Below are 24,058 nucleotides of genomic sequence, written 5' to 3'. Positions count from 1 at the left end.
CGTGACGATCGTTTCATCCGCGCAACCATGGTGGCAGGCCGCCACCATCTATCAAATCTATCCGCGCTCCTTCGCCGACAGCGACGGAGACGGGATCGGTGACCTGAACGGCATTGCCGACCGCATCGACTATCTGGTCGATCTGGGGATCGACGCCATCTGGATTTCGCCGATCTATCCGTCACCCATGGCCGATTTCGGTTATGACGTGGCGGACTATACGGGCATCGATCCGCGCTTTGGCACGCTGGCCGATTTCGATGCGCTGCTGGCAAAGGCCCATGCCGCCGGCATCCGCGTTCTGCTCGATTTCGTGCCGAACCATAGTTCGGATCGCCATCCGTGGTTTGTCGAAAGCCGCTCGTCGCGCGATAATCCCAAGCGCGACTGGTATATCTGGCGCGATCCTGCCCCGGACGGCGGGCCGCCAAACAACTGGATCAGCGATTTCGGCGGGCCGGCCTGGACGTTCGATCCCGCGACCGGCCAATATTATTCGCGTGCCTTCCTGCCCGAACAGCCCGACCTGAACTGGCGCAATCCGGACGTGCAGGCGGCGATGCTGGCGGCGATGCGCTTCTGGTTCGATCGCGGCGTCGACGGGTTCCGTATCGACGTGCAATGGCACATGGTCAAACACGCCGACTTTCCCGACAATCCGCCCAATCCGGATTTCCGCGAAGACATGGGCGACATGCACCGCGTGTTGCAGCTCAACTCGACCGACCAGCCCGAGGTCCACGCCATCGGCACCGCGATGCGGCGACAGGCGGACGAGTTCGGCGCGGTGCTGGTCGGTGAGATCTATCTGCCCATCCCGAAGCTCATGACCTATTACGGTACGGCAGAGGCACCCGGCGTCCACCTGCCGTTCAATTTCCAGCTGATCGAGGCGAAGTGGGACGCCGCCGAACTGGCCGCGCGGATCGTGGAATATGAGGCGGCGTTGCCGGAGGGTGGCTGGCCCAACTGGGTGCTGGGCAACCATGACCGCCCGCGCATCGCCACCCGCGTCGGCCACGCGCAGGCAAGGGTGGCGGCGATGCTGCTGCTGACGCTGCGCGGTACGCCGACGCTGTATCAGGGCGACGAACTGGGTCTGACCGATGCGCAGGTGCCGTCGGAGAAGGTACAGGACCCGCGCGAGTTGCGCGAACCCGGCCTGGGGCTGGGCCGCGACCCGGTGCGTACGCCGCTGCCATGGACGGCGCAGGGCGGCTTCACCACCGGCGATGCGTGGCTGCCGATCGACCCGGCGCACCTGTCGCTGAACGTCGCGGCGCAGGCGGGGGATCCGGCATCGATGCTCGGCTTCTATCGCCGGCTGCTGGCATTCCGACGCGCGACGTCGGCGCTGTCAACCGGGCCGATCGATGACGTACGGGCGGAAGGCGACGTCCTGACCTATCGCCGCGGTGCCTATCGCATCGTCCTGAACCTTGGCGACCGACCCGCCGTAATCATGGTCGAGGCCGGACAGGTCATCCTGTCGACCCATGCCGATGCCGGCGATCCCCACCATCTGCGCCCCGCCGAGGGGCTGATCCTGAAAGTATCCTGATGCGTATCGCGATGATTGCCCCGATCGCGTGGCGCACGCCGCCGCGCCACTATGGTCCGTGGGAGCTGGTCACCAGCCTGTTGACCGAGGCACTGGTCGCGCGCGGGGTCGATGTCACGCTGTTCGCGACGCAGGACAGCATCACCGCCGCGACCCTCGCCGGAGTGGTGCCGGCGCCTTATAGCGAGGACCCGTCGATCGATGCGAAGGTGTGGGAGTTCGCCCATCTCGCCCATGTGTTCGAACGCGCGGGCGAGTTCGACCTGATCCATAACCAGGCGGATTTCCCGGCCCATGCTTTTTCGGGCCTGGTCGACACGCCGATGGTGACGACGATCCATGGCTTTTCGTCCGACCGCATCCTGCCGATGTATGCGCCCTATCAGGACCGGGTGCAGTATGTCGCGATCAGCGATGCCGACCGGCACCCGTCGCTGCGCTATGCCGCGACGATCCATCACGGCATCCCGCTGGACGATTTCCCGTTCGATGCCGAGGGCAGCGACGACCTGCTGTTCTTTGGCCGGATGCACCCGGACAAGGGCGCGGCGGAGGCAATCGCCGCCGCGGACGCCAGTGGCCGCCGCCTGCACATGGCCGGCATCGTGCAGGACGACCGCTATTGGCGCGAGGACGTCGAACCACATATCGACGGCGACCGCATCGTCTATCACGGCGCGGTCGGCGGCAAGGCCAGGACGGATTTGCTGGGCGGGGCGCGGGCGTTGCTCCACCTGATCGGGTTCGACGAACCGTTCGGCCTTTCGGTGGTGGAGGCGATGGCGTGCGGGACGCCGGTCATCGCCTATGATCGCGGATCGATGCCCGAACTGATCGAGGATGGCGTTAACGGCTTTCTCGTAAACACGCTCGACGAAGCCATCGCCGCGATCGACAGGGTAGGCGAAATCGATCGGGCGGATTGCCGGCGGATCGTCGCCGAACGCTTTTCGGTGGAGGCGATGGCGGAGCGCTATCACGCGCTCTACACTTCGATCCTGTCGGTATGAAACTGGTCTAACCCTTTGATTGTTAGACTGATGGAGGACTGATATGCCGCGTGGTGACAAGAGCAGCTATACCGACAAGCAGAAGCGCAAGGCCGCGCACATCGCCGAGAGCTATGAGGAACGCGGCGTGCCCGAGCAGGAGGCGGAGGCCCGCGCGTGGGCGACGGTCAACAAGGATTCGGGCGGCGGCAACAAGTCGGGCTCGGGACGCGGCAAGCCGGATACCCACGCCTCGGCCCGTCGCGGCGGCAAGGCGGCGGCGCAGCGCCCCGCCGCCGATCGGTCGGCAGCCGCGCGCAAGGGTTGGGAAACGCGGCGCCGGAACGCCGCGTCCTGATCATCGCGCGTCGCACGCCTCGCCAATCGCTGCATAGATCGCGTCCAGATCGTCGTCGTCGATGCAATAGGGCGGCATGACGTACAGTGTCGTCCCCAGCGGCCGCAGCAGGACCCCGGCTTCGCGGAACCGGGCCATCAAGCGCGGGGCGCGGTCGGACAGGTACCCTTCGTCGCCGTCCAGTTCGAACGCCGCGATCGTTCCCAGCCGGCGCGCGCCCGACACGCGCGGATGCTGCGCCAGCGCCGCCAGCCGGCGCCCCTGCCGTTCGCCGAGCGACGCGATCCGCCCTGCCACGGGTTCCTCGCGCCAGATCGCGAGATTGGCGTTGGCGGCGGCACACGCGATCGGGTTGGCGGTGTAACTCGACGAATGAAAGAACATCGTGGCCCGGTCCGGCCCGTAATGCGCCTGATACACGGCCTCGCTCGCCATCGTCACCGCCAGCGGGATGGCGCCACCGGTCAGCCCTTTCGACAGGCACATGATGTCCGGCACCACCCCGGCCTGCTCGCAGGCGGTCAGCGTGCCGGTGCGGCCCCAGGCGGTCATCACCTCGTCGGCGATGAACAGGACATCGTGCGCGCGACAGATGCGTTGCATCTCGGCCAGCACGGCGGGCGGGTACATGCGCATCCCGCCTGCGCCCAGTACCAGCGGTTCGACGATGAACGCCGCCGCGCCCGTGCGACACGCCGCTTCCAGCGCGTCATAGCTCGCCTGTTCGCAGCCGGGATCGGGGAACGGGATCGATCCCACATCGAACAGCAGCGGGGCGTATGCCTGGTTGAACACGCCGCGTGCGCCGACCGACATCGCGCCGATCGTGTCGCCGTGATAGCCATGCTCCAGCACGAGGATGCGGTGCCGCGCCGCACCCCGATTGCGCCAATAGCCGAGCGCCATCTTCAGCGCGACCTCGACGCTGGTCGATCCGGAGTCGGAAAAGAACACGCGGGTCAGCGCGTCGGGCAGCATCGCGCACAGTTCCGCCGCCAGCGTCTCGGCCGGGGCATGGGTGTGCCCCGCAAAGATGATCTGGTCGAGCGTCCGCGCCTGTTCGGCGATCGCGGCGGCGATCCGCGGATGGTTGTGGCCGTGCGTCGTGACCCACCAGGACGATATCGCATCGATGATCCGCCGCCCGTCGTCGCTCCACAGCGCCGCGCCATCGCCGCGGACGATCCGGGGGATGGGTTCGCGCAGGCCATGCTGGGTAAAGGGATGCCACACCGCGCTCATCGAAAATCCTCCACGTCGAATCCGTCGGCAAAGGCACGGGCGAGCGTATCGGGCGTCAGGTGCCGAACGAAGGGCAGGCGCCCCAGCCGCCGGACTCCACCCAGCCGGACGATCGTATCCTCGCTGTCGGGCACCGCGTCGCCGATGAACGCCACCCCCCGGATCGGCACCCCGCGCGCGCGCAGTGCCTCGATCGACAACAGGCTGTGGTTGATCGTGCCGAGCGCGGTCCGCGCGACCAGCACTACCGGCTGGCCCCAGCGGGTGAACAGGTCGGCAAAGGTCGTGGTCCCGACGATCGGCACCAGCACGCCGCCGGCGCCCTCGACCACGATCGGTCCGGTGACCTGCGGCAACACGAGCCGGTCGAGATCGATCGTCACCCCGTCGATCGCCGCCGCCCGGTGCGGGGAACAGGGGGTGGCGAGGGAATAGGCTTCGGGCAGGATGCGGTCGGGTGCGATCCCCGCCAGCCGCGCGACCCGCTGTCGGTCGGTGCCGTCGTCGGTCCCAGCCTGCACCGGCTTCCAATAGGATGCGCCGAGCGCACCGGTCAGCGCCGCGGCGAACACGGTCTTGCCGACATCGGTGTCGGTGCCGGTGACGACGATCACGGTCATGCCAGTTCCTCCATGGCATCGCCCAGCGCGGCGATGTCGCCCGCGTCGATATTGAGCGTCAGTGAGATACGCAGCCGCGCGGTCCCGGCGGGGACGGTCGGCGGGCGGATGCCGCGCACGTCGAACCCGCGCGCCTGGAGCGCCGATGCCAGCGCCATGGCCCGGCCGTCCTCTCCGACGATCAGTGGCAGGATCTGCGACCCGCTGACCCTTGCGCCCAGCGGTCCCAGCCGCTCGGCCGCCAGCCTGACCAACTCAACCAGTCGTGCCCGCCGCTCCGGCTCATCGCGCAGGATACGCAGCCCGGCGCGTACCGCCGCCGCCATCACAGGGGATGGGGCGGTCGAGAATATGAACCCGCGCGCGCGGTTCACCAAGAAATCGGTGACCACTGCCGGCCCGCAAACCAACGCCCCCTCGCTGCCCAGCGCCTTGCCGCAGGTGCGCAGGGTGACGACATTCGACTGGCCCTCCAACGCGGCGGCAAGGCCGCGGCCATCGGGACCGAACACGCCGGTCGCATGGGCCTCGTCGATCAGCAGCATCGCGTCGTGGCGCGTGGCGACCGCTGCCAGTGCCGACAGCGGGGCTTGGTCGCCGTCCATGCTGTACAGGCTCTCGACCGCGATCCACGGGCTGCCCGTGCCGCCCTGCCGCCGCCAGTCGCGGATCGCGTCCTCGATCGCATCCGGATCGTTATGCCCTGCCGCGACCGATGGCGCGCGCGCCATCCGCTTCCCGGCAGGCGCGCGGGCAGGGATCAGCGTGTCGTGGACGAGCAGGTCGCCGCGCTGGGGCAGGGTCGCCAGCAGCGCGGCATTGGCGGAAAAACCGCTGCCGAACCACAGGGCACTTTCGCTGCCGAAGAACACGGCGGCCTCCGCCTCCAGCGCCGCATGTTCCGCATGATTGCCCCGCAACAGCCGCGACCCGCCCGATCCCACGGGCACGCCGCGCGCCACGGCATCCTCGACCGCGTGCCGCAGGTCCGGCGACCCGGCCAGCCCCAGATAGTCGTTCGAGGAAAAGTCGCGCCCGGCAATCGGGATCAGCCGCCGCCGCCGATCGATGCCCGACAGCCGGTCGAGGTCTTCGATGATCGGTGTCAGGGCAGGGGGCAGGGGAGCAGGGGGCAGGGGGGCAGGCGCCCGTTGGTCGTCCGTCATCGCTCCAGTCCACCGGCGCCATGCCGGGCGACGCCCATATCCGGCGGCCCGCGATGGCGCAAATCCCGCCGCCCGTGCGTTACGCCGCCGATGGCGCGGACCGCCACAGGGGATTAGACAAGGTTTATGGCAGATTCCGCACCCGACTCGATCGCTTCCCACCCGCCGGTCGATCGCGCGGGGGCGACCGGTACGGCCGCCACGCCGCCATCCGATCCGGTCGAGGCGGTGGTCGATGCCCCGACCGAGGAACTGCGCCGCGACCGGTTGCTGGCGGCGCTGACGCTGATCGCGGGTGTCGGGCTGGTGCTGGCGCTGCCGTTCGCGTTGCAGGCGGGCGCGCGCTTCTTCCTGCCGCTGACCGCCGCGATCGTCATTGCCATCGCGCTGGTCCCGTTGCTGGAATGGCAGGAGCGTAACCGCGTTCCGGCGCCGCTCGCCGCATTCTTCTGTGTCCTGCTGTTCCTGCTGGTCGCCAATGGGGCGTTGGCGTCGATCGTGGTGCCGGCATGGGGCTGGGCACAGATCCTGCCCGACCGCATCGACCGCGTGCAGCACAATGTCGCGCCGCTGATCGATTTCTATGCCAGCCTCGAAAAGTTCGTGAACGGCCTGATCGCCAATGTCGCGACCGCGCCGGCCAAGCAGACCGCCAGCAGCGTCGCGCCGCCGCAGTCGCTGCTCGATCTGGTGACGACCTCCGCGCCGTCGGCGCTGCTGGAGATGTTCTTCGCGATCCTCGTCATCTATTTCTTCCTGGCCGGCTGGACCAATCTGCGCCGCGCGGCGATCACCGGTCGGAGCAGCTTCGGCGGGGCGATGGCGACCGCGCGGGTGATCCAGAACGTCGTCGACGATACCTCGGCCTATCTCGGCACCATCACCCTCATCAACCTGATGCTGGGCGTCATCGTCGCAGGCGCGCTGTGGTATATCGGGATGCCGACGCCGCTGATGTGGGGCGGGATCGTCGCGCTGCTCAACTATGTCCCGTATCTGGGGCCGATCTTTGCCGCGCTGCTGCTGGCGCTGGGCGGGCTGATGACCTTTACCGACATCTGGTGGGCATTGCTGCCCGCCGCGATCATGATCGGCGCGCATCTGGTGGAAGCGAACGTCATCACGCCGCTGGTGGTAGGCCACCGCCTGACCATCAACCCGCTGATGATCCTGATTACGCTCAGCTTCTGGGGCTGGGTCTGGGGTACGCCGGGGGCATTGCTGGCCGTGCCGCTGCTCATCATCATCCAGACGGTGCTGAAGGGTGCGGGCAAGCCGGACATCGCCGGCTTCCTGTTCGAACACGGTACGCTGGTCCAGGACGTGCCGCCAGCGCAACGAAATGCAGGAAATGCGAATAGCGGCGTTGACAGCCCCGGCGCGGCTTCGTAAAGGCCGCCTCCTCGCTAGAGAGCGGGTGTAGCTCAGTTGGTTAGAGCGCCGGCCTGTCACGCCGGAGGTCGCGGGTTCGAGCCCCGTCACTCGCGCCATGGCGCATCATTCGATGCCGCCCCAGCGCTCTTCCTGAATGACAGCATATCCTGCCGCGCGATCCTCGGTCGTTTGCGTTCGCGATGTTGCGTTCGCGACGTTCCGCCACATCCTGCCGTTCGGCCCATGCTAGGCAGGGCGGAATCAGCGGTCGCGAAGGCAGGATTATGAAACTCGCATCCTATTGGCTGGAAACCAGCCCGCGTTTTTCCGGGGCAAGCGACGCGCCGTTCCCGACGCGCGCATCGGTCGTGGTGATCGGCGGCGGCCTGACCGGCCTTGCCGCTGCGCGAAAGCTGGCGATGGAAGGTGCCGATGTCGTCGTGCTGGAGAGCGGGCGGATCGGGGGCGAGGCATCGGGCCGCAACGGTGGCCAGTGTAACAACGGCCTTGCCGGCGACCTGCGCGCCCTGTCCGAACGGATCGGGCATGACGCGGCCGTCGCGCTCTACCGCGTGTTCGACGAAGGGGTCGATCGGGTGGAGGCGATCGTCGGCGAAGAGGGGTTCGATTGCGACTTCGTGCGCAACGGGAAGCTGAAGCTGGCGGACAAGCCCGAACATGCCGCCAAGCTGGCGCCGCTGGCCGACTATCTCGCCAAGACCGTCGAACCCGATATCGCCCATGTGACGGGCGACGCGCTGGCCGCCGAGATCCGCTCGCCCGATGCCTATGGCGGGCTGATTTTTCCGCGCAGTGCCTCGCTCCATGTCGGGCGCTTCGTCGTCGGGCTGGCCGAAGCGGCGGCACGCCATGGGGCGCGGATCGTCGAAGGGGCACGGGTGACGGCGATCGCACCGGGCCGGGCGGGGGGGAAGCGGGTGACGACCCCGCTTGGCACGATCGAGGCGGACGAGGTGTTGCTGGCGACCGGCGCATCGATGGACGGCCCGTTCGGCTGGCTGCGGCGGCGGATCGTGCCGATCGGCAGCTTCATCGTCGCGACGGCGCCGATGGACGCCGATATGGTCCAACGGGTCATGCCGGGGCGGCGCAACGTCACGACCATGCGCAATATCGGCAATTATTTCCGCCTGACCGCCGATAATCGCCTGATCTTCGGCGGCCGTGCCCGCTTTGCGCTGTCGTCGCCCAGCAGCGATGCCAAGAGCGGCGCGGTGCTGGTCGAGGCGCTCGCCCGGCTGCTGCCAGCGGCAAGGGACGTGCCGGTAGCCTATACCTGGGGCGGGATCGTCGACATGACCGCCGACCGGCTGCCGCGCGCCGGGGTGCGCGACGGCATCCATTATGCGACCGGCTATAGCGGCCATGGCACGCAGATGTCGGTGGCGATGGGCGAACGCATGGCACGCGCGCTGCTGGGGGAGGCGGATACGAACCCGCTGGCCGACCTGCCATGGCCGGCGATCCCCGGCCATTTCGGCAAGCCATGGTTCCTGCCGCTGGTCGGCGCCTATTACAAGTGGAAGGATATGCGCGGCTGAAGCGCGGCATTTTGTGCCGGGCGATGCCGCACGGTATTGGCGCGAAGTGCGTCGGGGCGGCAAATTCGGCATGGGCTGACCCGCGCTTCGCCTATTCTGGGATCGTCAGGACAGGGGATCGGCATGGCGCGGTGCGGCACAGGATCGGGAGGACAGGCGCGATGAACGACGCGACGTTCGACCTGTCGCGGCGCGCGCTGCTGGGCGGGATGGCGGCCGGGCTGCTGCCGGCCGGTCTCGACGCGGCGGTTCCGCCCACGCCCCGGCGCGGCGGATCGATCCGCGTCGCCAGCCTTGCCAGCTCGACCGCCGACACGCTCGACCCGGCCAAGGGCGGGCTGTCGACCGATTATATCCGGCATTATATGCTCTACAGCGGGCTGACCCAGTTCGATGGCAAGCTCCGCGCCCGCATGGCGCTGGCCGAACGGATCGAGACCCGCGACAATATCGACTGGTATATCCGCCTGCGGCGCGGCGTCACCTTTCACAACGGAAAGACGCTTACCGCGCGCGACGTGGTGCATTCGCTGTTGCGGCACAAGGACCCGGCAACGGGATCGAAGGTCGCGACCATCGCCGAACAGATCCAGGGCGCGCGCGCCACCGGGCCACTCGACGTGCATCTGCGGCTGACCGGGCCCAACCCGGAACTGCCCGCGATCCTGGCGCAGTCGCATTTCCTGATCGTCGATGCCGATGCGCGCAGCTTCGCGACCGCCAACGGCACCGGCCCCTATACGCTGTCGGCGTTCCAGCCGGGTATCCGGACGATCGTGCAGCGCAATCCGAATTACTGGAAGCCGGGTCGGCCCTATCTCGACCGGATCGAGCTGATCGCGATCCCCGACGAGATTTCGCGGGTCAATGCGCTGCTGTCAGGCGACGTCCATGCGGTGATCGCGGTAAGTCCCGGATCGGTCAGGCGCGTGCGCCAGTCGGGCAGCCACGATGTCGTCGAAACGCCGTCGGGCCTCTATACCGACCTTGTGATGCGGCGGGACAATCCGATCACCGCCGGGGCCGATTTCATCCTTGCGATGAAGCATCTGTTCGACCGCGAACTCATCAAGCGCGCGCTGTTCCGCGGCTTCGCGACGATCGCCAACGACCAGCCGCTGCCGCCCTTCCACCCGATGTTCAATCCGAACATGCCGCAGCGGCACTTCGACCTCGACCGCGCGCGGTTCCATCTCCGCAAGGCCGGGCTGGTCGGTGCGCGGCTGCCGGTCTATGTCTCGCCCGCCGCCAACCAGTCGGTCGATATGGGATCGATCCTGCAGGAACATGCCGCGCAGGTCGGGTTGAACCTTGCGATCAATCGCGTGCCGAGCGACGGATACTGGTCGACCCACTGGATGAAGCATCCGCTGACCTTCGGCAACATCAACCCGCGCCCGACCGCCGACCTGACCTTCAGCCTGTCGTTCGCGTCCAATTCGCCGATGAACGAGGCGGGGTGGCGCAGTATGCCGTTCGACCGCTTGCTTGCCGAAGCGCGGGCAACCGTCGATCCGGCGCGGCGCAAGATGCTGTACGGTGACATGCAGACGATCATCAATCGCCATGGCAGTCTGGCCATTCCGGCGTTCATCACGCTGCTCGACGGGATCGACCGCCGGTTGAAGGGGATGAACCCGATCCCGCTGGGCGGCCTGATGGGCTATGCCTTTGCCGAATATGTGTGGTGGGACGCATGAGCGCGGCTGCCACCCGGTCGGGCTGGGCCGTGCCGCTGCGCCTGATCGCGAAGCGAAGCGGCATGGCACTGGTCACGTTGCTGCTCGTGTCGGCGGTGATCTTCACGCTCAGCGCGATGTTGCCGGGCGACGCCGCGCAGGAGGCGCTGGGGCAGGGGGCAACCCAGGCACAGGTCGATGCGCTGCGCAGCGAGATGGGTCTCGATCGGCCGGCGCCGGTTCGCTACGCCCAGTGGCTGGGCGGCCTGCTGGTCGGCGATCCGGGCCAGTCGCTGGTGGCGCACCAGCCGGTCGGCGACATCATCGCCGAACGGCTGCCTAACACCCTGACGCTAGCCTGGCTGACCGCGCTGCTCGCGGTGCCGGTCGCCTTTGCCATCGGCATGGCGAGCGCGGTGGCGCGCGGGCGGCGGCTCGATACCGCGCTCAATTTCGTGACGCTGGCCATGGTCGCGCTCCCCGAATTCCTGGTCGCGACCATCGCGGTGCTGGTCTTCGCGGTCGAACTGCGCTGGTTGCCGTCGATCACGCTGGTCCGCGCCGATCAAGGCTGGGGCGAGTTCCTGCGCAGCTATGCGCTGCCCGTGCTGTCGCTGGCGGTGGTCGTCATCGCACAGATGGCACGCATGATCCGCGCGGCGGTCATCGCCGAACTCGACCGGCCCTATGTCGAAATGGCGCGGCTGAAGGGCGTGCGGCCGCTCCGGCTGATCTTCGTCCATGTCCTGCCCAATGCGATCGGACCGATCGTCAACGCGATGGCGCTCAGCCTGTCCTATCTGCTGGGCGGGGCGATCATCGTCGAAACCATCTTCAACTATCCGGGACTTGCCAGCCTGATGGTCAATGCCGTCACCTCGCGCGACATGCCGCTGTTACAGGCGTGCGCGATGATCTTCTGCGCCACCTATCTGCTGCTGATGCTGGTCGCCGATGTCGTCGCGATCCTCGCCAATCCGCGATTGCGCCACGGATGATCGGCGGCGGACTGTGGCGCCGGGCGCGCGCGCTGTCGGCGACCGGACGGGTCGGGCTGGCGGTCGTGCTGTTCTGGATCGTGATCGCGCTGGTCGGCCCGTGGATCGCCCCCTATCCCAAGGGTGCGTTCGTCGCGCGGGAGGTATTTGCCGGGGCCAGGCGCGATTTCTGGCTCGGCACCGACTATCTGGGGCGTGACGTGCTGAGCCGATTGCTGGACGGGGCGCGCTTCACCGTGCTGCTGGCGGCGGCGGCGGCGGCGATCGCCTGCACCATCGGCACCGGCCTCGCGCTGACCGCGGCGGTCGCGCCGCGCTGGGCCGACGAACTGCTCGCGCGTACCATGGACACGCTGATCTCGATCCCGTCGAAGATCCTTGCGCTCGTGCTGGTGGCGGTGTTCGGATCGTCGCTGGTGCTGCTGACGCTGATCGTCGCCTTCACCTATATCCCCGGCAATTTCCGCATCGCCCGCGCGCTGGCGGTGAACCTCGCCCGGCTGGATTATGTCGAGGTCGCGCGGGCGCGCGGCGAAGGACGTCTGCACCTCGCGCTGGCGGAAATCTTTCCGAACATGGTGCGCCCGTTGCTTGCCGATATCGGGCTGCGCTTCGTCTTCATCGTGCTGCTGCTGTCCGGCCTCAGCTTCCTGGGGCTGGGCCTCCAGCCACCCGACGCCGATCTGGGGTCGCTGGTGCGCGAGAATGTGACCGGGCTGGGCGAGGGGGCGCTGGCGATCGTCGTGCCGTCGGTGGCGATCGCCAGCCTGACGGTCAGCGTCAACCTGTTGATCGACGCGGCAACGCGCGGGCGGGGCAAATGAACGACGTTCCCCATGTCGAGGTGTCGGGCCTTACCGTCACCGTACGCCGCGCCGACGGGTCGCTGCTACGGATCGTCGATGACGTATCCTTCGCAGTGCCGCGGGGTGAGGTGCTGGCGCTGATCGGCGAATCCGGGTCGGGCAAGACCACCATCGCGCTGTCGCTGATGGGTTATGCCCGTGGCGGGGCGGTGCTGGGGGGCACGATCCGGGTCGGCGATGCCAGCCTTGATGGCAGCGGAGCGGCGTCGTTGCCGGCACAGCGTGGCCACCGCATCACCTATGTCGCGCAAAGCGCGGCGGCGGCGTTCAATCCGTCCCGCCGGATCATCGAGCAGGTGATCGAACCCGCGCTGATCCACGGCACCGCCGACCGCGCGCGCGCGCGCGGTCGGGCGGTCATGCTGTTCCGCGCGCTGGCGCTGCCCACGCCGGAGACGATCGGCGAACGCTATCCGCATGAATTGTCGGGTGGGCAGTTGCAGCGGCTGATGGCGGCGATGGCGCTCATCACCAAGCCCGACCTGGTGATCTTCGACGAACCGACCACCGCGCTCGACGTGACGACGCAGGTGGAGGTGTTGCAGGCATTTCGCCGCGTGTTCCGGCAGGAGCGGGCGACCGGCATCTATGTCTCGCACGATCTGGCGGTCGTCGCGCAGATGGCCGACCATATCCTGGTGCTGAACGGCGGGCGGGTGCGCGAACAGAACCGCGCCGCGCCGCTGCTCGCCGCCCCAGCGGACGATTACACGCGAACGCTGATGGCGGCGGCCCATCCGGTGATCGCCGGTGCGCACGCGGTCCCGGCCACCGATCCGCAGCCGCTGCTGTCGATCGAAGGAGTCTCGGCCGGCTATGGCGCGGCCAATCCGGTGCTGTCCGACGTGTCGATCGCCATCCCGCGCGGCGGGGCGGTGGGCGTGATCGGTGAATCGGGATCGGGCAAGTCGACCGTCGCCCGCGTCGTGGCCGGACTGCTGGCACCCGGCGCCGGCCGGATCGTGCTGGACGGGACACCGCTCGCGCCCGATCTGGCGCAGCGCAGCCGCGACGAACTGCGCCGCATCCAGATCGTGTTCCAGAACGCCGACACCGCGCTCAACCCCGCGCACAGCGTCGGCGATATTCTCGGCCGGGTGATCCGCTTCTATCACGGTGCCAGCGGCGCGGATGCGCGCAAGCGGGTGCAGCGGTTGCTGGACCTGACCAAGCTGCCCGCCGCAGCGATCGATCGGCGTTGCGACGAACTGTCGGGCGGGCAGAAGCAGCGGGTCAATCTCGCCCGCGCGCTCGCCGCCGATCCGGACGTAATCCTGTGCGACGAAGTGACCTCGGCGCTCGACACGGTGGTGCGCGGCGCGATCCTCGACCTGCTGGCCGAACTGCGCCGCGAACTGGGCCTCGCCTATCTGTTCATCAGCCACGACATCGCGACGGTCCAGGCGCTGTGCGACGATATCGTCGTGCTGTACAAGGGCACGCGGGTCGAAAGCGGCCCATCGGCCAGCTATACGGCGCGGCCGTACCATCCCTATACCGACCTGCTGATCGCGTCGGTGCCCGAAATGCGTGCCGACTGGCTGGCGAACGATGCACCGCGACAGGCGCCACCGTTCGCGCAGCTTTCGGAAAGCCCGGCGCTCTGCCGGTTCCTGCCGCGCTGCCCGGTGGCGATCGCCGGACGGTGCGATCGCGACCTGCCGCCGCTGCGCACCCTGTCCAATGGCAACCGCATATTGTGCCATCGTGGCGAGGACGAGCTGGTCCGCTGACGCCTGCGCAACCGGCAAGTACGCCGGTGCTGCAATTTGGTTCCCAACGCCGTCCGACACCGTAAGCAGATCGTGCGCTGATCGTCACTGATTCGACATAAACCGACGATCGCTCCCACGCACACGGATGCAAATGCCACGTGTCGATTCTCATAATCGATCGCAGCGGAGGCGCACGGAGACACGCGAAAGACGTGTCCGGTAACTGCAGGGGCCAACCGACGCGGCAACTTTGAAGGGGATCTTTCCATGGCGAAGCGTTCGACCCGATACCTGATGCTCGCTGGCGCGGCGTGGCTTGCCGGCGCGGCACCTGCCTATGCCAACGAACCGACCGACACGCCGCCCGTCGCGGTCGCGCCGACCGAAGCGCCGGTCGATGACGTGACGCAGGACGATACCGGCTCCGAAATCCTTGTGACCGGGACGCTGCAGGCGTTTCGCGGTAACACAACCCTGAAGCAATTGCCGCAGGCGACGCAGGTCCTGTCGGTTGATACGCTGCAACAGCTCAACATCACCCGGCTCGACGCCGCGCTCGACCTGTCGGCCAGCGTCGCGCGGCAGAACGCGTTCGGCGGCCTGTTCGACTCCTTCGCCATTCGCGGGTTCGTCGGTGACCCGAACACGCCCTCGGGCTTCCTCGTCAACGGCTTCAGCGGCGCGCGCGGCTATGGCGGCCCGCGCGATACCTCCAGCGTGCAGGCGATCGAAATCCTGCGCGGCCCCACCTCCGCGCTGTTCGGCCGGGGGGAACCGGGCGGCACGGTGAACATCGTGACCAAGAAGCCGACGCTCGATCAGGCAGGCGGCTATGTGATGGGCAGCGTCGGGCGGTTCGAAACCTATCGCGGCGAACTCGACTACAACCTGCCGGTCAACGAAATCTTCGCGCTGCGGGTGACCGGCGCCTATGAACAGGGCAACAGCTACCGCGACACGATCGAAACGTCGAAACACGCGATCACGCCCAGCCTGCTGCTCCAGACCGGTGACCTGACCGCGAACCTGGAGTTCGAATATAGCCGGCAGAAGGTGCCGTTCGATCGCGGGGTGATCGCGCTGGGCGGCAATCCGAAGGCATTGCCGCGTTCGCGCTTCCTGGGCGAACCGGCCGATGGGCCGAACCGGGCCTTGAATCTCGGCCCGCAGTTGCAGGTGCAGTACAAGCTGGGCGAGAACTGGCGCGCGCTGCTGGGCGTCGCCTATCGCTACACCGAACTGACTGGTTATGGCGAGGACCCCGAATTCGGCGCCGGGCGCAACCCGCTGTTCGTCAACGGTGCGATCGCGGGGGCGTTCACCTCGCGGCGGCGCGTTTATCGCGATTTCGTCGGCAAGGATTTCATCCCCCGCGTCGAGCTGTCGGGCAGCCTGATGACCGGCGGGATCAAGCATAACCTGCTGGTCGGCGCGGACTATGAATGGTTCAAGCTCGATATCGTCACCAATCGCTTCCGCCCCGGCAATCTGACGGCCGCGCAGCGTGCGGAATTCGCCTCGGGCAATCCGTCGCGCGCCACACTGATCGCGACCAACGCCATCAGCCTGACCAACCCGGTCTATTTCACGGCGCAGGAACTAGCGCAGGTGCGTCTCGGCGCGTTCCAGAGCCGCACCGAAGTCGCGAAGGCGGCGGGCGTCTATCTGCGCGACCGGATCGAGCTGACCGACTGGCTCTCGCTCCAGGCTGGCATCCGCTACGACGATTATCGCCAGACGGTCGACAACCGGCTGAACGGCATCCAGACCCGGCAGGACTTCACCAAGTTCAGCCCGTCGGCCGGGATCAGCGTGAAGGCGACCGAACAGCTGACGGTGTACGGCAGCTATGCACAGGGCTTCCGCGCCAACACCGGCGTCAACGTCCGCAACGAAGCCTTCCGCCCGGAAGCCACGACGTCGTACGAAGCGGGGATGAAGTTCGACGTGATCGACGATACGCTGTCGGGCACCGTCGCCTTCTTCCGCATGGACAAGACGAACGTGCTGACGGTCGATCCGGTCAATGCCGGCTTCTCGCTCGACGTCGGCAAGGCGAAGAGCAAGGGGTTCGAAATCGACCTGAACGCCCGCATTCCGCGCGGCCCGCGCGTCACCGTGTCCTATGCCTATGTCGATGCGGAGATTGCCGAGGACGCGTTGGACCCCGATTTCGGGCGCAGCATCCGCGCGGGCGATCCGCTCATCAACATCCCGCGCAACAGCATTTCGGTACTGGCAGCGCAGGACTTCACCTTCGGCGAAAAGGTGCTGACGCTGGGCGGCGACATCAAGTTCGTCGACAAGCGGCTGGGGGAAACCGGTACGGCCTATATGCTGCCCGACTATGCGCTGGTCCGGCTGTTCGGGTCGGTCGACCTGGCGACGAACCTGTCGCTGTCGGCGGAGGTCAGCAACCTGTTCAACGAAACGTGGTTCCCCAGCTCCTATGCGCAACTGTGGACTTTCCCCGGCGCACCGCGCAGCTGGTCGGTGCGCGGTACCTTCCGGTTCTGAATCCCCCGCGGGCGGCCGGATGGCCGCCCGTTTTCTTTGCAGGAGAGACGATATGAGCAGGCTTCGTTCGACGATGGCCGCGCTGGTGCTGGGCGGTGCGGTGCTGGTTCCCGCGCTCGCCGATGCACATGGCATCTGGTTTGCGCAGCGCGCCAAGCAGCTCGCGATCATCTACGGCGTCGGCGCCGACGATCTGGAGGCGGTGAAGCGCCAGCCGATGATGGAAAGCATCCAGGCATGGGATGCCGCGCTGAAGCCCGTTGCCGCGCGGCTGCGCACCGATGGCCCCGTGGTCGTGGTCGACACCGATGCGAAGCCGGCGCTGGTGAGCGCGGTACTGCCCAACGGTACCTGGTCCAAGCTGCCCGATGGCGAATTCGTGAAGAAAGGCAAGGACGAGGTGCCCGGCGCGAAATTCGCCGAGACGACGATCAAATATGCCGTGACGATCCAGGGCCCCGGCGTAGGGCAGGTGCCGCTGATCCCGGCGCAGCTGCTGCAGATCGTGCCGGTCGGGGCGATCCCGGCGACGCTCGGCCAGCCGCTCACCTATCGGATCACCTTTCGCGGCAAGCCGGTCGCGGGGGCGGAGGTCGTGAACGACATGGTGAACGACCCCGATGCGAAGCCGCAAGTCACGCGGGCGGACGGGACGGTCACGCTGCCGGTGCGCAATCAGGGTCTGAACGTCATCCGCGCGGTTCTTACCCAGCCGAGCGACCAGCCGGCGAAGTTCGACCGCTACGAACACACCGCGACGCTCGCCTTCACCCTGCCGCACGCGCCGGAAGAGTAAGGGGTTCGGACCCGCATTCCCCGCGACCGGCGGGGGATGCGGGGGCCGTCAATACCCCCGGTCGCGCGCCACCACGCCGACCATCGGCTCGCCGCCCAAATGCCGCTTGAGGTTCGCGATCAACGCCTTGCCCGACCCTTCGGTATCGGTCGCGGCGGCGACATGCGGCGTCAGCACGACACGCGGATGCGACCAGAGCGGATCGTCCGTCGGGAGCGGTTCGATGGGCGTCACGTCGAGGATCGCGCGCGACAGCCGCCCGCTATCCAGCGCCGCAACCAGTGCCACCGGGTCGAGATGCCCGCCACGCCCCGCACTGACGATCGCCGCACCTTCGGGCATGTGCGCGAACAGCGGCTGGCCCAGAATGCCGCGCGTCTCGGGCGTCAGCGGCAGGAGGTTGACGAGGATGTCGGCCTGCGCTGCAAATTCCCGCAAGCCGTCGTCGCCATGGAAGCAGTTCACGCCCGGCACGTCGCGCGGCGAGCGGCTCCAGCCCGACAGCTGAAACCCGAACGGGCGCAGTGCGTCGAGCGCCGCCGACCCCATCTGGCCCAGCCCGGCGATCCCGACCCTCCGCTCGCCCGCCGGCACCTGCGGCAAGGCACGCCATACCCGCTCGCGCTGCTGGTCGGCATAGGCATAGAGGTCGCGGTGCAGCGCCAGCACCGTCATCACCACATATTCCGCCATCGCCGCGGCAAGATTGGGTTCGACCAGCCGCACGACCGTGACGTGCGACGGCACCTGCGACAGGTCGAGTTGATCGACGCCCGCTCCGATCGAGAACAGCACCTCCAGATTGGGCAAAGTCTCGATCAATCCCGCCGGCAGCGTCCATGCCGCCAGATAGCGCACGTCCGCCGGATCACCCTGATCGGGCGACAACCGCACCGCCAGTTCGGGAATGGCCTGACCGATCATCCCGGCCCAGACCTGTCCGCGCGCCGGGGCGGCGGTGTAGAGCAGCGCGTTCATTCGGTGCGCCCGTCGAACAGCAGGTCGATCGGCGGGTTGCGTCGGATCACCGCCGACTTGATGACGATGTAGCTGAAATATTTTTCGATGCCGAAGTCGCGTTCCAACATGCTTTCGATGACTTCCTGATAATGGGCGACGCTGCGGGTCACGAATTTCAGCATGTAATCATAGCCGCCCGACACCAGATGTGCCTCGACGATTTCCGGCACGGTGCGCGCGCGCTGTTCGAAGCGGCTGAAGTCGCCGGTGCGATGGTCGCTGAGCGTCACTTCGGTAAAGACCGTCAGCGTGCTGCCGAGCTTCGCAAGGTTGATCGTCGCGCCATAGCCCGAAATATAGCCGTGCTTTTCCAGCCGCTTGACCCGCGACAGGCACGGGCTGGGCGACAGGCCGACGGCATCGGCCAGATCGACATTGGTCATCCGGCCATTTTCCTGGAGCCGGGCCAGGATCTTGAAGTCCAGCCGGTCCAGTTTCGGTCCAAGGCTCATCGGTCCACCCCCATTTATTCCCCGGCCTATCGCAGTGCCGCACGGATCTCCGGCTGGTCAAGCACATCGTCCAGCGCAGCGGTCAACCGGTCGACGATCGCATGGACCTCTTCCTCGGTCGCGGTCAGAGCGGGCGCCAGGCCGATGGTGCCATCGGCGAACGCGCGGAAGATGATGCCGCGTTCGTATCCGGCGGCGCTTAGCCGGTCGGCAAGGCCCAGCGAGGCATCGAACCGTGCCTTCGTCCCCTTGTCCGCAACCAGCTCGATCGCGGCCAGCATCCCCTTGTACCGCACCTCGCCGACCAGCGGATGCCTGGTCAGCCCGTCCAGCCGCGCGGCAAGTCTCGGCCCCTGCACCTGTCCGTTGGCGAGGATGCCGCCGTCGAGATACAGCCGCAGCACCTCCAGCGCGACGGCCGCGCTGACCGGGTGGCCGGAATAGGTCAGGCCGTGGCCGATCGGCAAATGGTTGTCGGGGCCGTCGGCGATGACCGCATGGACATGCTCCGCCATCAGCAGCGCGCCCATCGGCGCATAGCCGGCGGTCAGCCCCTTGGCGACGCTCATCAGGTCAGGGGTCACGCCCTCATGCTCGCAGGCGAACAGCGGGCCGGTGCGCCCGAAGCCGGTGATGACTTCATCGACGACGAACAGGATGCCCAGTTCGCGGCAGGTACGCTCCATCGCCTTCAGCCAGCCGACCGGCGGCACGATGACGCCGCCCGATCCCTGCACCGGTTCGGCGAAGAAGGCGGCGACATTCTCGACGCCCAGTTCCTCGACCTTCGCACGCAGCTGCGCGACCGACGCGGCGACCAGCGCGTCGCCGCTGCGCCCTTGCGGGTCGCGATAGGCATAGGGCGCCGGAATATGATGCTGCCACCGGAGCGGCAGGTCGAACTGACGGTGAAAGGCGGGCAGGCCGGTGAGGCCGGCGGAGGTCGACGACGACCCGTGATAGCCCTTGTCCAGCGCGATCATGTGCTTGCGCTTCGGCTCGCCGCGGGCGTTCCAGTAATGGGTGATGAAGCGGATCGCCGAATCCACCGCATCCGACCCGCCCAGCGTGAAGAACACGCGGCTCAGTCCGTCGGGCGACAGGCCGGCAAGCTGGTCGGCGAGGCGGATGGTCGGTTCGCTGGTATAGCCGAAATAGCCGGTGGCATAGGGCAGGCGGCGCATCTGCGCGGCGGCGGCCTCGACCACGCTTTCCTGCCCATAGCCGATATTGACGCACCACAGCCCGGCAAAGGCGTCGAGCAGCTGTCGCCCGTCGCGATCGGTCAGGAACAGCCCCTTGCCGCTTTCCAGCACGGTCGCGCCCTTCGCCTCATGCGCGCGCCACGCGGTTACCGGATGGACCAGATGGTCGCGGTCCATCGCGATCAGCAGTTCGTTCTTCATGCTTCCAGCCTTTCGGGCGTTCCAGTCGGGACCCTGGAAAGCTAGGCTGCGCATGGGCTTGGCGGTTGTCGAAATCCCGCCGGCGGAAACGCCGCGCTGCCGAATTGACCGGCGGCGCGGCATTTCCTGCCGTGGTATGGATCAGCCGATTTCAGCGGCGATCGCCTTGGCGCATTCCTCGGTCGAGGCGCGTCCGCCCAGGTCGCGGGTGCGCCCGGCGGGGCTGGACAGGACGCGTTCGATCGCACCCACGATGGTCGCGGCGGCGTCATGCTCGCCGAAATGGTCGAGCATCATCGCGGCGGTCCATATCTGTCCGACCGGGTTCGCCACGCCCTGTCCGGCAATGTCGGGAGCGGAACCGTGGACCGGTTCGAAGGCCGAGGGCACCGACCGGTCGGGATTGATGTTGCCGCACGGCGCGACGCCGATCGTACCGGTACAGGCCGGGCCAAGGTCGGACAGGATGTCGCCGAACAGGTTGCTGGCGACCACCACGTCGAACCGGTCGGGGTTCATCACGAACTGCGCCGCAAGGATGTCGATATGATATTTGTCGGTGCGAACGTCGGGATAGGCCTTTGCCATTTCCTCGACCCGGCCGTCCCACCACGGCATGGTGATGGCGATCCCGTTCGACTTGGTGGCCGAGGTCAGGTGCTTCTTCGGCCGCGATTGCGCGAGTTCATAGGCATAGCGCAGGATGCGGTCGACGCCGTGGCGGGTCATCACGGTTTCCTGATGCACGATCTCTCGCGCCGTACCGGGAAAGCTGATGCCGCCGACCGCCGAATATTCGCCCTCGGTATTTTCCCGCACGATCATCATGTCGATGTCGCCCGGCCCGCGCCCGGCCAGCGGGCAGGGGACGCCCGGCATCAGCCGCGCCGGACGCAGATTGACATATTGGTCGTACTCGCGCCGGAACTGGATCAGCGATCCCCAGAGCGACACATGGTCGGGCACCGTGTCGGGCCATCCGACCGCGCCGAAGAAGATCGCATCGACCGCGCCGATCCGTTCCTTCCAGTCATCGGGCATCATCGTGCCGTACCGGGCATAATAGTCGCAGCTGGCGAAATCATGCCATTGCTGCTCCACCGAAAAGCCGTGGCGCGCGGCAGCGGCCTCCAGCGCGCGGACGCCCGCCGGGACCACTTCCTTGCCGATCCCGTCGCCCGGAATCACCGCCACGCGGTAGCTGCGCGAACCGTTCATCTGTCTCTTCCGTCCTTCGCTACAGCTTCAGGCCGCCCCAATGGAACGCCTTGGTTTCCAGATATTCGTCGATCCCCTCGACGCCGCCTTCACGGCCGAGGCCCGACGCCTTCACCCCGCCGAACGGCGCCATTTCCATCGCGAGCAGGCCGGTGTTCAACCCGACCATGCCGAATTCCAGCGCCTCCGCCACGCGCCACGCTCGGTGCAGGTCGTCGGTGTAGAAATAGCTGGCCAGGCCGAACGGGGTCGCATTGGCCTGTTCGATCGCCTCCGCCTCATGGGTGAAGCGGAAAACGGGGGCGAGCGGGCCGAACGTCTCTTCGGTCGCCAGCCGCATGGTCGCCTGCGCCCCGGTCAGCAGGACGGGCGTCGAGAATCGCGCGGGATCGCCGAACGCCTGCCCCTGTGCCGCGGTGACCGCGCCCCGCGCTAAGGCGTCGTCGAGGTGTGCCGCGACCTTCTCGGTCGCTGCCGCGTTGATGAGCGGGCCGATCGTCGTCGCCGCATCGCGCCCGTCGCCAACCTTCATCGCCCGCACCGCGTCGCCCAGCTTCGCGACGAAGGCGTCATGGATGCCGTCCTGCACGAAGATGCGATTGGCGCAGACGCAGGTCTGCCCGGCGTTGCGGAACTTGCTGGCGATGGCGCCCGCCACCGCCATGTCGATGTCGGCATCGTCGAACACGATGAACGGCGCGTTGCCGCCCAGTTCGAGGCTCAACCGCTTCAGCGTATCCGCCGACTGCTGCATCAGCAGCGATCCGACCCGCGTCGATCCGGTGAAGGACAGCTTGCGCACGATCGGACTGCTGGTCAGCGCGGCGCCGATCGCCTGCGGCATACCCGTCACGATATTGATGACGCCCGCCGGGATACCCGCATCGACTGCCAGCTTGCACAGCGCCAGCGCGGTATAGGGGGTCAGGTCGGATGGCTTGACCACGACGGTACACCCCGCCGCCAGCGCGGGCGCGCATTTGCGGGTAATCATCGCCGCCGGGAAATTCCACGGCGTGATCGCCGCGCACACACCGACCGGTTCGCGCAGCGCCAGGATGCGGCGGTCGGGCGACGGCGACGGAATGTCGTGGCCGCGTATCCGGCGGCCTTCCTCGGCGAACCATTTCACGAAGCTTGCGGCGTATCGGATTTCGCCGGCGGCCTCGGCCAGCGGCTTGCCCTGCTCGGTCGTCATTATCCGCGCGAGGTCATCGATGTTGTCGAGGATCAGCGCGTACCAGCGTTCGAGGATCGCAGCGCGATCGCCCGCGGTCCGCGCCTTCCACGCCGGCAGCGCGCGGTCGGCCGCCGCGATGGCGCGTTCGGTGTCGGTCGTCCCGGCATCGGGCACGGTACCGATGGTCTCGCCGGTCGCGGGATCGGTGACCTCGATCGTCGCACCGCTATCGGCGGCGACCCACGCGCCGTCGACCAGCATCGCGTCGACGAACAGCGGCGTTTCGGTGATCGCGCCCATCAGCCGAGCGCCTGGCTGAGAATGGCGAAGGGCCGGGCGACGCCGACCGGCCGGGGCAGGGGATCGCCGCGCCGCATCGTCACCACACCGTCGACCTGCAACAGCCCCAACTCGTCCAGCCATGGCGACAGGCCGCTATCGGCCAGCACGTCGATGCGGGTGAAATCGCCCGCGCGCGAACCCAACCAGTGCGAAATCAGCAACTTCGCCTCCCGTAGCGAGGGCGCGATGACCGGCCCGATCGAATAGCCCCGTCCGAACCGCCGGAAGCACGCGACCCCGACCAGATCGCCGTCGCGGTCGAGGACCACGACCTGCGCCGCGTCCAGCACGGCGTTCATCGTCGCCTTGCGCGGCAGGCCGGTACCGTCCTCCACCATCGCCTGGATGCGGACATAGTCGCTGTCGCCGATCGGGCGCAGTCGCTCGCCCGGTTCGGGCGCTGCCAGCGGTATCTGGAACGACGTGCCCTGATGCTGGGCGATGCGGCCGACCTCTTCGAACCCCAGCGTGCGGTACATCGGTACCGCGACCGCCGTTCCGTTCAGCAGCAGCCGCCCGCAATCGACCGCCTCGATCGCGTGGTCCATCAGCATCCGGCCGATCCCCCGGCCGCGCTGGTCGGGGGATACGATGACCATGCCGATCGTCGCGGTGTCGTTACCGGTCGGGAACCACATGATCGTGCCGACGATCGCGCCGTCCGCCTCGACCACCGCACCCTCACCGACCGACAGCATCATCTGCCAGTCCTCGACCCGGTGCGGCCAGCGTTCACCCTTTGACAGCGCTTGCGCGGCGGGCAGGTCGTCCGCCGTCATCGGTCGCAGGTCGAGGCGTATCTCCGGCGCTGTCGCCACTATGCCATCCTTTCCAGCCAGTGCATCGGTGCGCCGGCTGGCGGACCGCCGGCGTCATGGTGCAGGATTACCGCCCGATGCGGGGCAGCGGCACGATGTATCGCACCAATTGGCAGGGGAAGCGTTCGATCTTGCGCCGGTTTCGCAATAATCTGCTGCACGCGCCGCCGCCGCCGATC

Annotated in this window: 20 protein-coding genes and 1 tRNA gene; 12 read left to right on the top strand and 9 right to left on the bottom strand. The window is 67.5% G+C overall.

Features of this window, described 5'->3' with window-relative positions:
* The first annotated feature begins 1 nt into the window (after position 1).
* From QZ755_RS12090 to QZ755_RS12080, 3 genes are read left to right on the top strand one after another with little or no spacing between them, the layout of a single operon-like run.
* Positions 2 to 1,561, top strand: coding sequence for an alpha-amylase family glycosyl hydrolase (locus QZ755_RS12090; protein WP_294323153.1), 1,560 nt, complete (start codon positions 2 to 4; stop codon positions 1,559 to 1,561).
* Positions 1,561 to 2,571 carry a glycosyltransferase family 4 protein gene (locus QZ755_RS12085; protein ID WP_294323152.1) on the top strand — a complete coding sequence of 337 codons (1,011 nt, stop codon included), beginning with the start codon at positions 1,561 to 1,563 and terminating at the stop codon, positions 2,569 to 2,571. The genes QZ755_RS12090 and QZ755_RS12085 overlap by 1 nt, the downstream gene beginning before the upstream one ends.
* Before the next feature lie 43 nt (positions 2,572 to 2,614).
* On the top strand, positions 2,615 to 2,908 hold the full coding sequence (locus tag QZ755_RS12080) for a plasmid stabilization protein (protein WP_294323150.1): 294 nt from the start codon (positions 2,615 to 2,617) through the stop codon (positions 2,906 to 2,908).
* Here QZ755_RS12080 and QZ755_RS12075 read toward each other — a convergent pair whose 3' ends face one another.
* The 3 genes from QZ755_RS12075 to QZ755_RS12065 are packed head-to-tail and all read right to left on the bottom strand — an operon-like array spanning position 2,909 to position 5,936.
* A complete protein-coding gene (locus QZ755_RS12075; RefSeq protein ID WP_294323148.1) occupies positions 2,909 to 4,150 on the bottom strand; it encodes an adenosylmethionine--8-amino-7-oxononanoate transaminase in 1,242 nt (413 codons plus the stop codon).
* Positions 4,147 to 4,770: a dethiobiotin synthase gene (gene bioD, locus QZ755_RS12070; RefSeq protein ID WP_294323146.1), complete on the bottom strand. Its 624-nt coding sequence runs from the start codon at positions 4,768 to 4,770 to the stop codon at positions 4,147 to 4,149. Before bioD ends, QZ755_RS12075 begins: the two co-directional genes overlap by 4 nt.
* Positions 4,767 to 5,936: an 8-amino-7-oxononanoate synthase gene (locus QZ755_RS12065; RefSeq protein ID WP_294323144.1), complete on the bottom strand. Its 1,170-nt coding sequence runs from the start codon at positions 5,934 to 5,936 to the stop codon at positions 4,767 to 4,769. The genes bioD and QZ755_RS12065 overlap by 4 nt, the downstream gene beginning before the upstream one ends.
* Positions 5,937 to 6,062: 126 nt before the next feature.
* On the opposite strand from QZ755_RS12065, the gene QZ755_RS12060 reads away from it, so the two are divergent.
* From QZ755_RS12060 to QZ755_RS12020, 9 genes are all read left to right on the top strand, one after another.
* A complete protein-coding gene (locus QZ755_RS12060) occupies positions 6,063 to 7,328 on the top strand; it encodes an AI-2E family transporter (RefSeq protein WP_294323141.1) in 1,266 nt (421 codons plus the stop codon).
* Between the two features lie 21 nt (positions 7,329 to 7,349).
* Positions 7,350 to 7,426, top strand: a tRNA-Asp gene (locus QZ755_RS12055).
* Positions 7,427 to 7,594: 168 nt separating this feature from the next.
* A complete protein-coding gene (locus QZ755_RS12050) occupies positions 7,595 to 8,872 on the top strand; it encodes an FAD-binding oxidoreductase (RefSeq protein WP_294323139.1) in 1,278 nt (425 codons plus the stop codon).
* A gap of 161 nt (positions 8,873 to 9,033) precedes the next feature.
* On the top strand, positions 9,034 to 10,572 hold the full coding sequence (locus QZ755_RS12045) for an ABC transporter substrate-binding protein (protein WP_294323137.1): 1,539 nt from the start codon (positions 9,034 to 9,036) through the stop codon (positions 10,570 to 10,572).
* Positions 10,569 to 11,549 carry an ABC transporter permease gene (locus tag QZ755_RS12040; protein WP_294323135.1) on the top strand — a complete coding sequence of 327 codons (981 nt, stop codon included), beginning with the start codon at positions 10,569 to 10,571 and terminating at the stop codon, positions 11,547 to 11,549. The genes QZ755_RS12045 and QZ755_RS12040 overlap by 4 nt, the downstream gene beginning before the upstream one ends.
* Positions 11,546 to 12,373: an ABC transporter permease gene (locus QZ755_RS12035; RefSeq protein ID WP_294323133.1), complete on the top strand. Its 828-nt coding sequence runs from the start codon at positions 11,546 to 11,548 to the stop codon at positions 12,371 to 12,373. Before QZ755_RS12040 ends, QZ755_RS12035 begins: the two co-directional genes overlap by 4 nt.
* Complete coding sequence (locus tag QZ755_RS12030) at positions 12,370 to 14,148, top strand: ABC transporter ATP-binding protein (protein ID WP_294323130.1); 1,779 nt, start codon at positions 12,370 to 12,372, stop codon at positions 14,146 to 14,148. The genes QZ755_RS12035 and QZ755_RS12030 overlap by 4 nt, the downstream gene beginning before the upstream one ends.
* Positions 14,149 to 14,397: 249 nt before the next feature.
* Positions 14,398 to 16,647: a TonB-dependent receptor gene (locus QZ755_RS12025; RefSeq protein WP_294323128.1), complete on the top strand. Its 2,250-nt coding sequence runs from the start codon at positions 14,398 to 14,400 to the stop codon at positions 16,645 to 16,647.
* Positions 16,648 to 16,699: 52 nt separating this feature from the next.
* Entirely contained in the window at positions 16,700 to 17,443 is a 744-nt protein-coding gene (locus QZ755_RS12020; protein ID WP_294323126.1) for a DUF4198 domain-containing protein, read from the top strand.
* Positions 17,444 to 17,491: 48 nt separating this feature from the next.
* On the opposite strand, the gene QZ755_RS12015 is transcribed toward QZ755_RS12020, so the two are convergent.
* The 6 genes from QZ755_RS12015 to QZ755_RS11990 all read right to left on the bottom strand — a co-directional run bounded on the left by QZ755_RS12015 (position 17,492) and on the right by QZ755_RS11990 (position 23,879).
* Positions 17,492 to 18,421, bottom strand: a complete 930-nt coding sequence (locus tag QZ755_RS12015) for a glyoxylate/hydroxypyruvate reductase A (RefSeq protein WP_294323124.1) — start codon at positions 18,419 to 18,421, stop codon at positions 17,492 to 17,494.
* Entirely contained in the window at positions 18,418 to 18,915 is a 498-nt protein-coding gene (locus QZ755_RS12010) for an Lrp/AsnC family transcriptional regulator (RefSeq protein WP_294323122.1), read from the bottom strand. The genes QZ755_RS12015 and QZ755_RS12010 overlap by 4 nt, the downstream gene beginning before the upstream one ends.
* 26 nt (positions 18,916 to 18,941) lie before the next feature.
* A complete protein-coding gene (locus QZ755_RS12005) occupies positions 18,942 to 20,321 on the bottom strand; it encodes an aminotransferase class III-fold pyridoxal phosphate-dependent enzyme (RefSeq protein WP_294323120.1) in 1,380 nt (459 codons plus the stop codon).
* Positions 20,322 to 20,462: 141 nt separating this feature from the next.
* The gene (locus QZ755_RS12000; protein ID WP_294323118.1) at positions 20,463 to 21,539 is read right to left on the bottom strand and encodes a tartrate dehydrogenase; all 1,077 of its coding nucleotides are present in this window, start codon (positions 21,537 to 21,539) and stop codon (positions 20,463 to 20,465) included.
* Positions 21,540 to 21,558: 19 nt separating this feature from the next.
* Positions 21,559 to 23,019, bottom strand: a complete 1,461-nt coding sequence (locus QZ755_RS11995; protein WP_294323116.1) for an NAD-dependent succinate-semialdehyde dehydrogenase — start codon at positions 23,017 to 23,019, stop codon at positions 21,559 to 21,561.
* A complete protein-coding gene (locus tag QZ755_RS11990; protein WP_294323114.1) occupies positions 23,019 to 23,879 on the bottom strand; it encodes a GNAT family N-acetyltransferase in 861 nt (286 codons plus the stop codon). The genes QZ755_RS11995 and QZ755_RS11990 overlap by 1 nt, the downstream gene beginning before the upstream one ends.
* Between the last annotated feature and the right edge of the window lie 179 nt (positions 23,880 to 24,058).

This window comes from uncultured Sphingomonas sp., from assembly GCF_913776855.1.
In the GTDB taxonomy this organism is placed as follows: Bacteria; Pseudomonadota; Alphaproteobacteria; order Sphingomonadales; family Sphingomonadaceae; genus Sphingomonas.
Note: the sequence above shows the minus strand (reverse complement) of the source record. Positions and strands in the feature narration are given on the sequence as shown.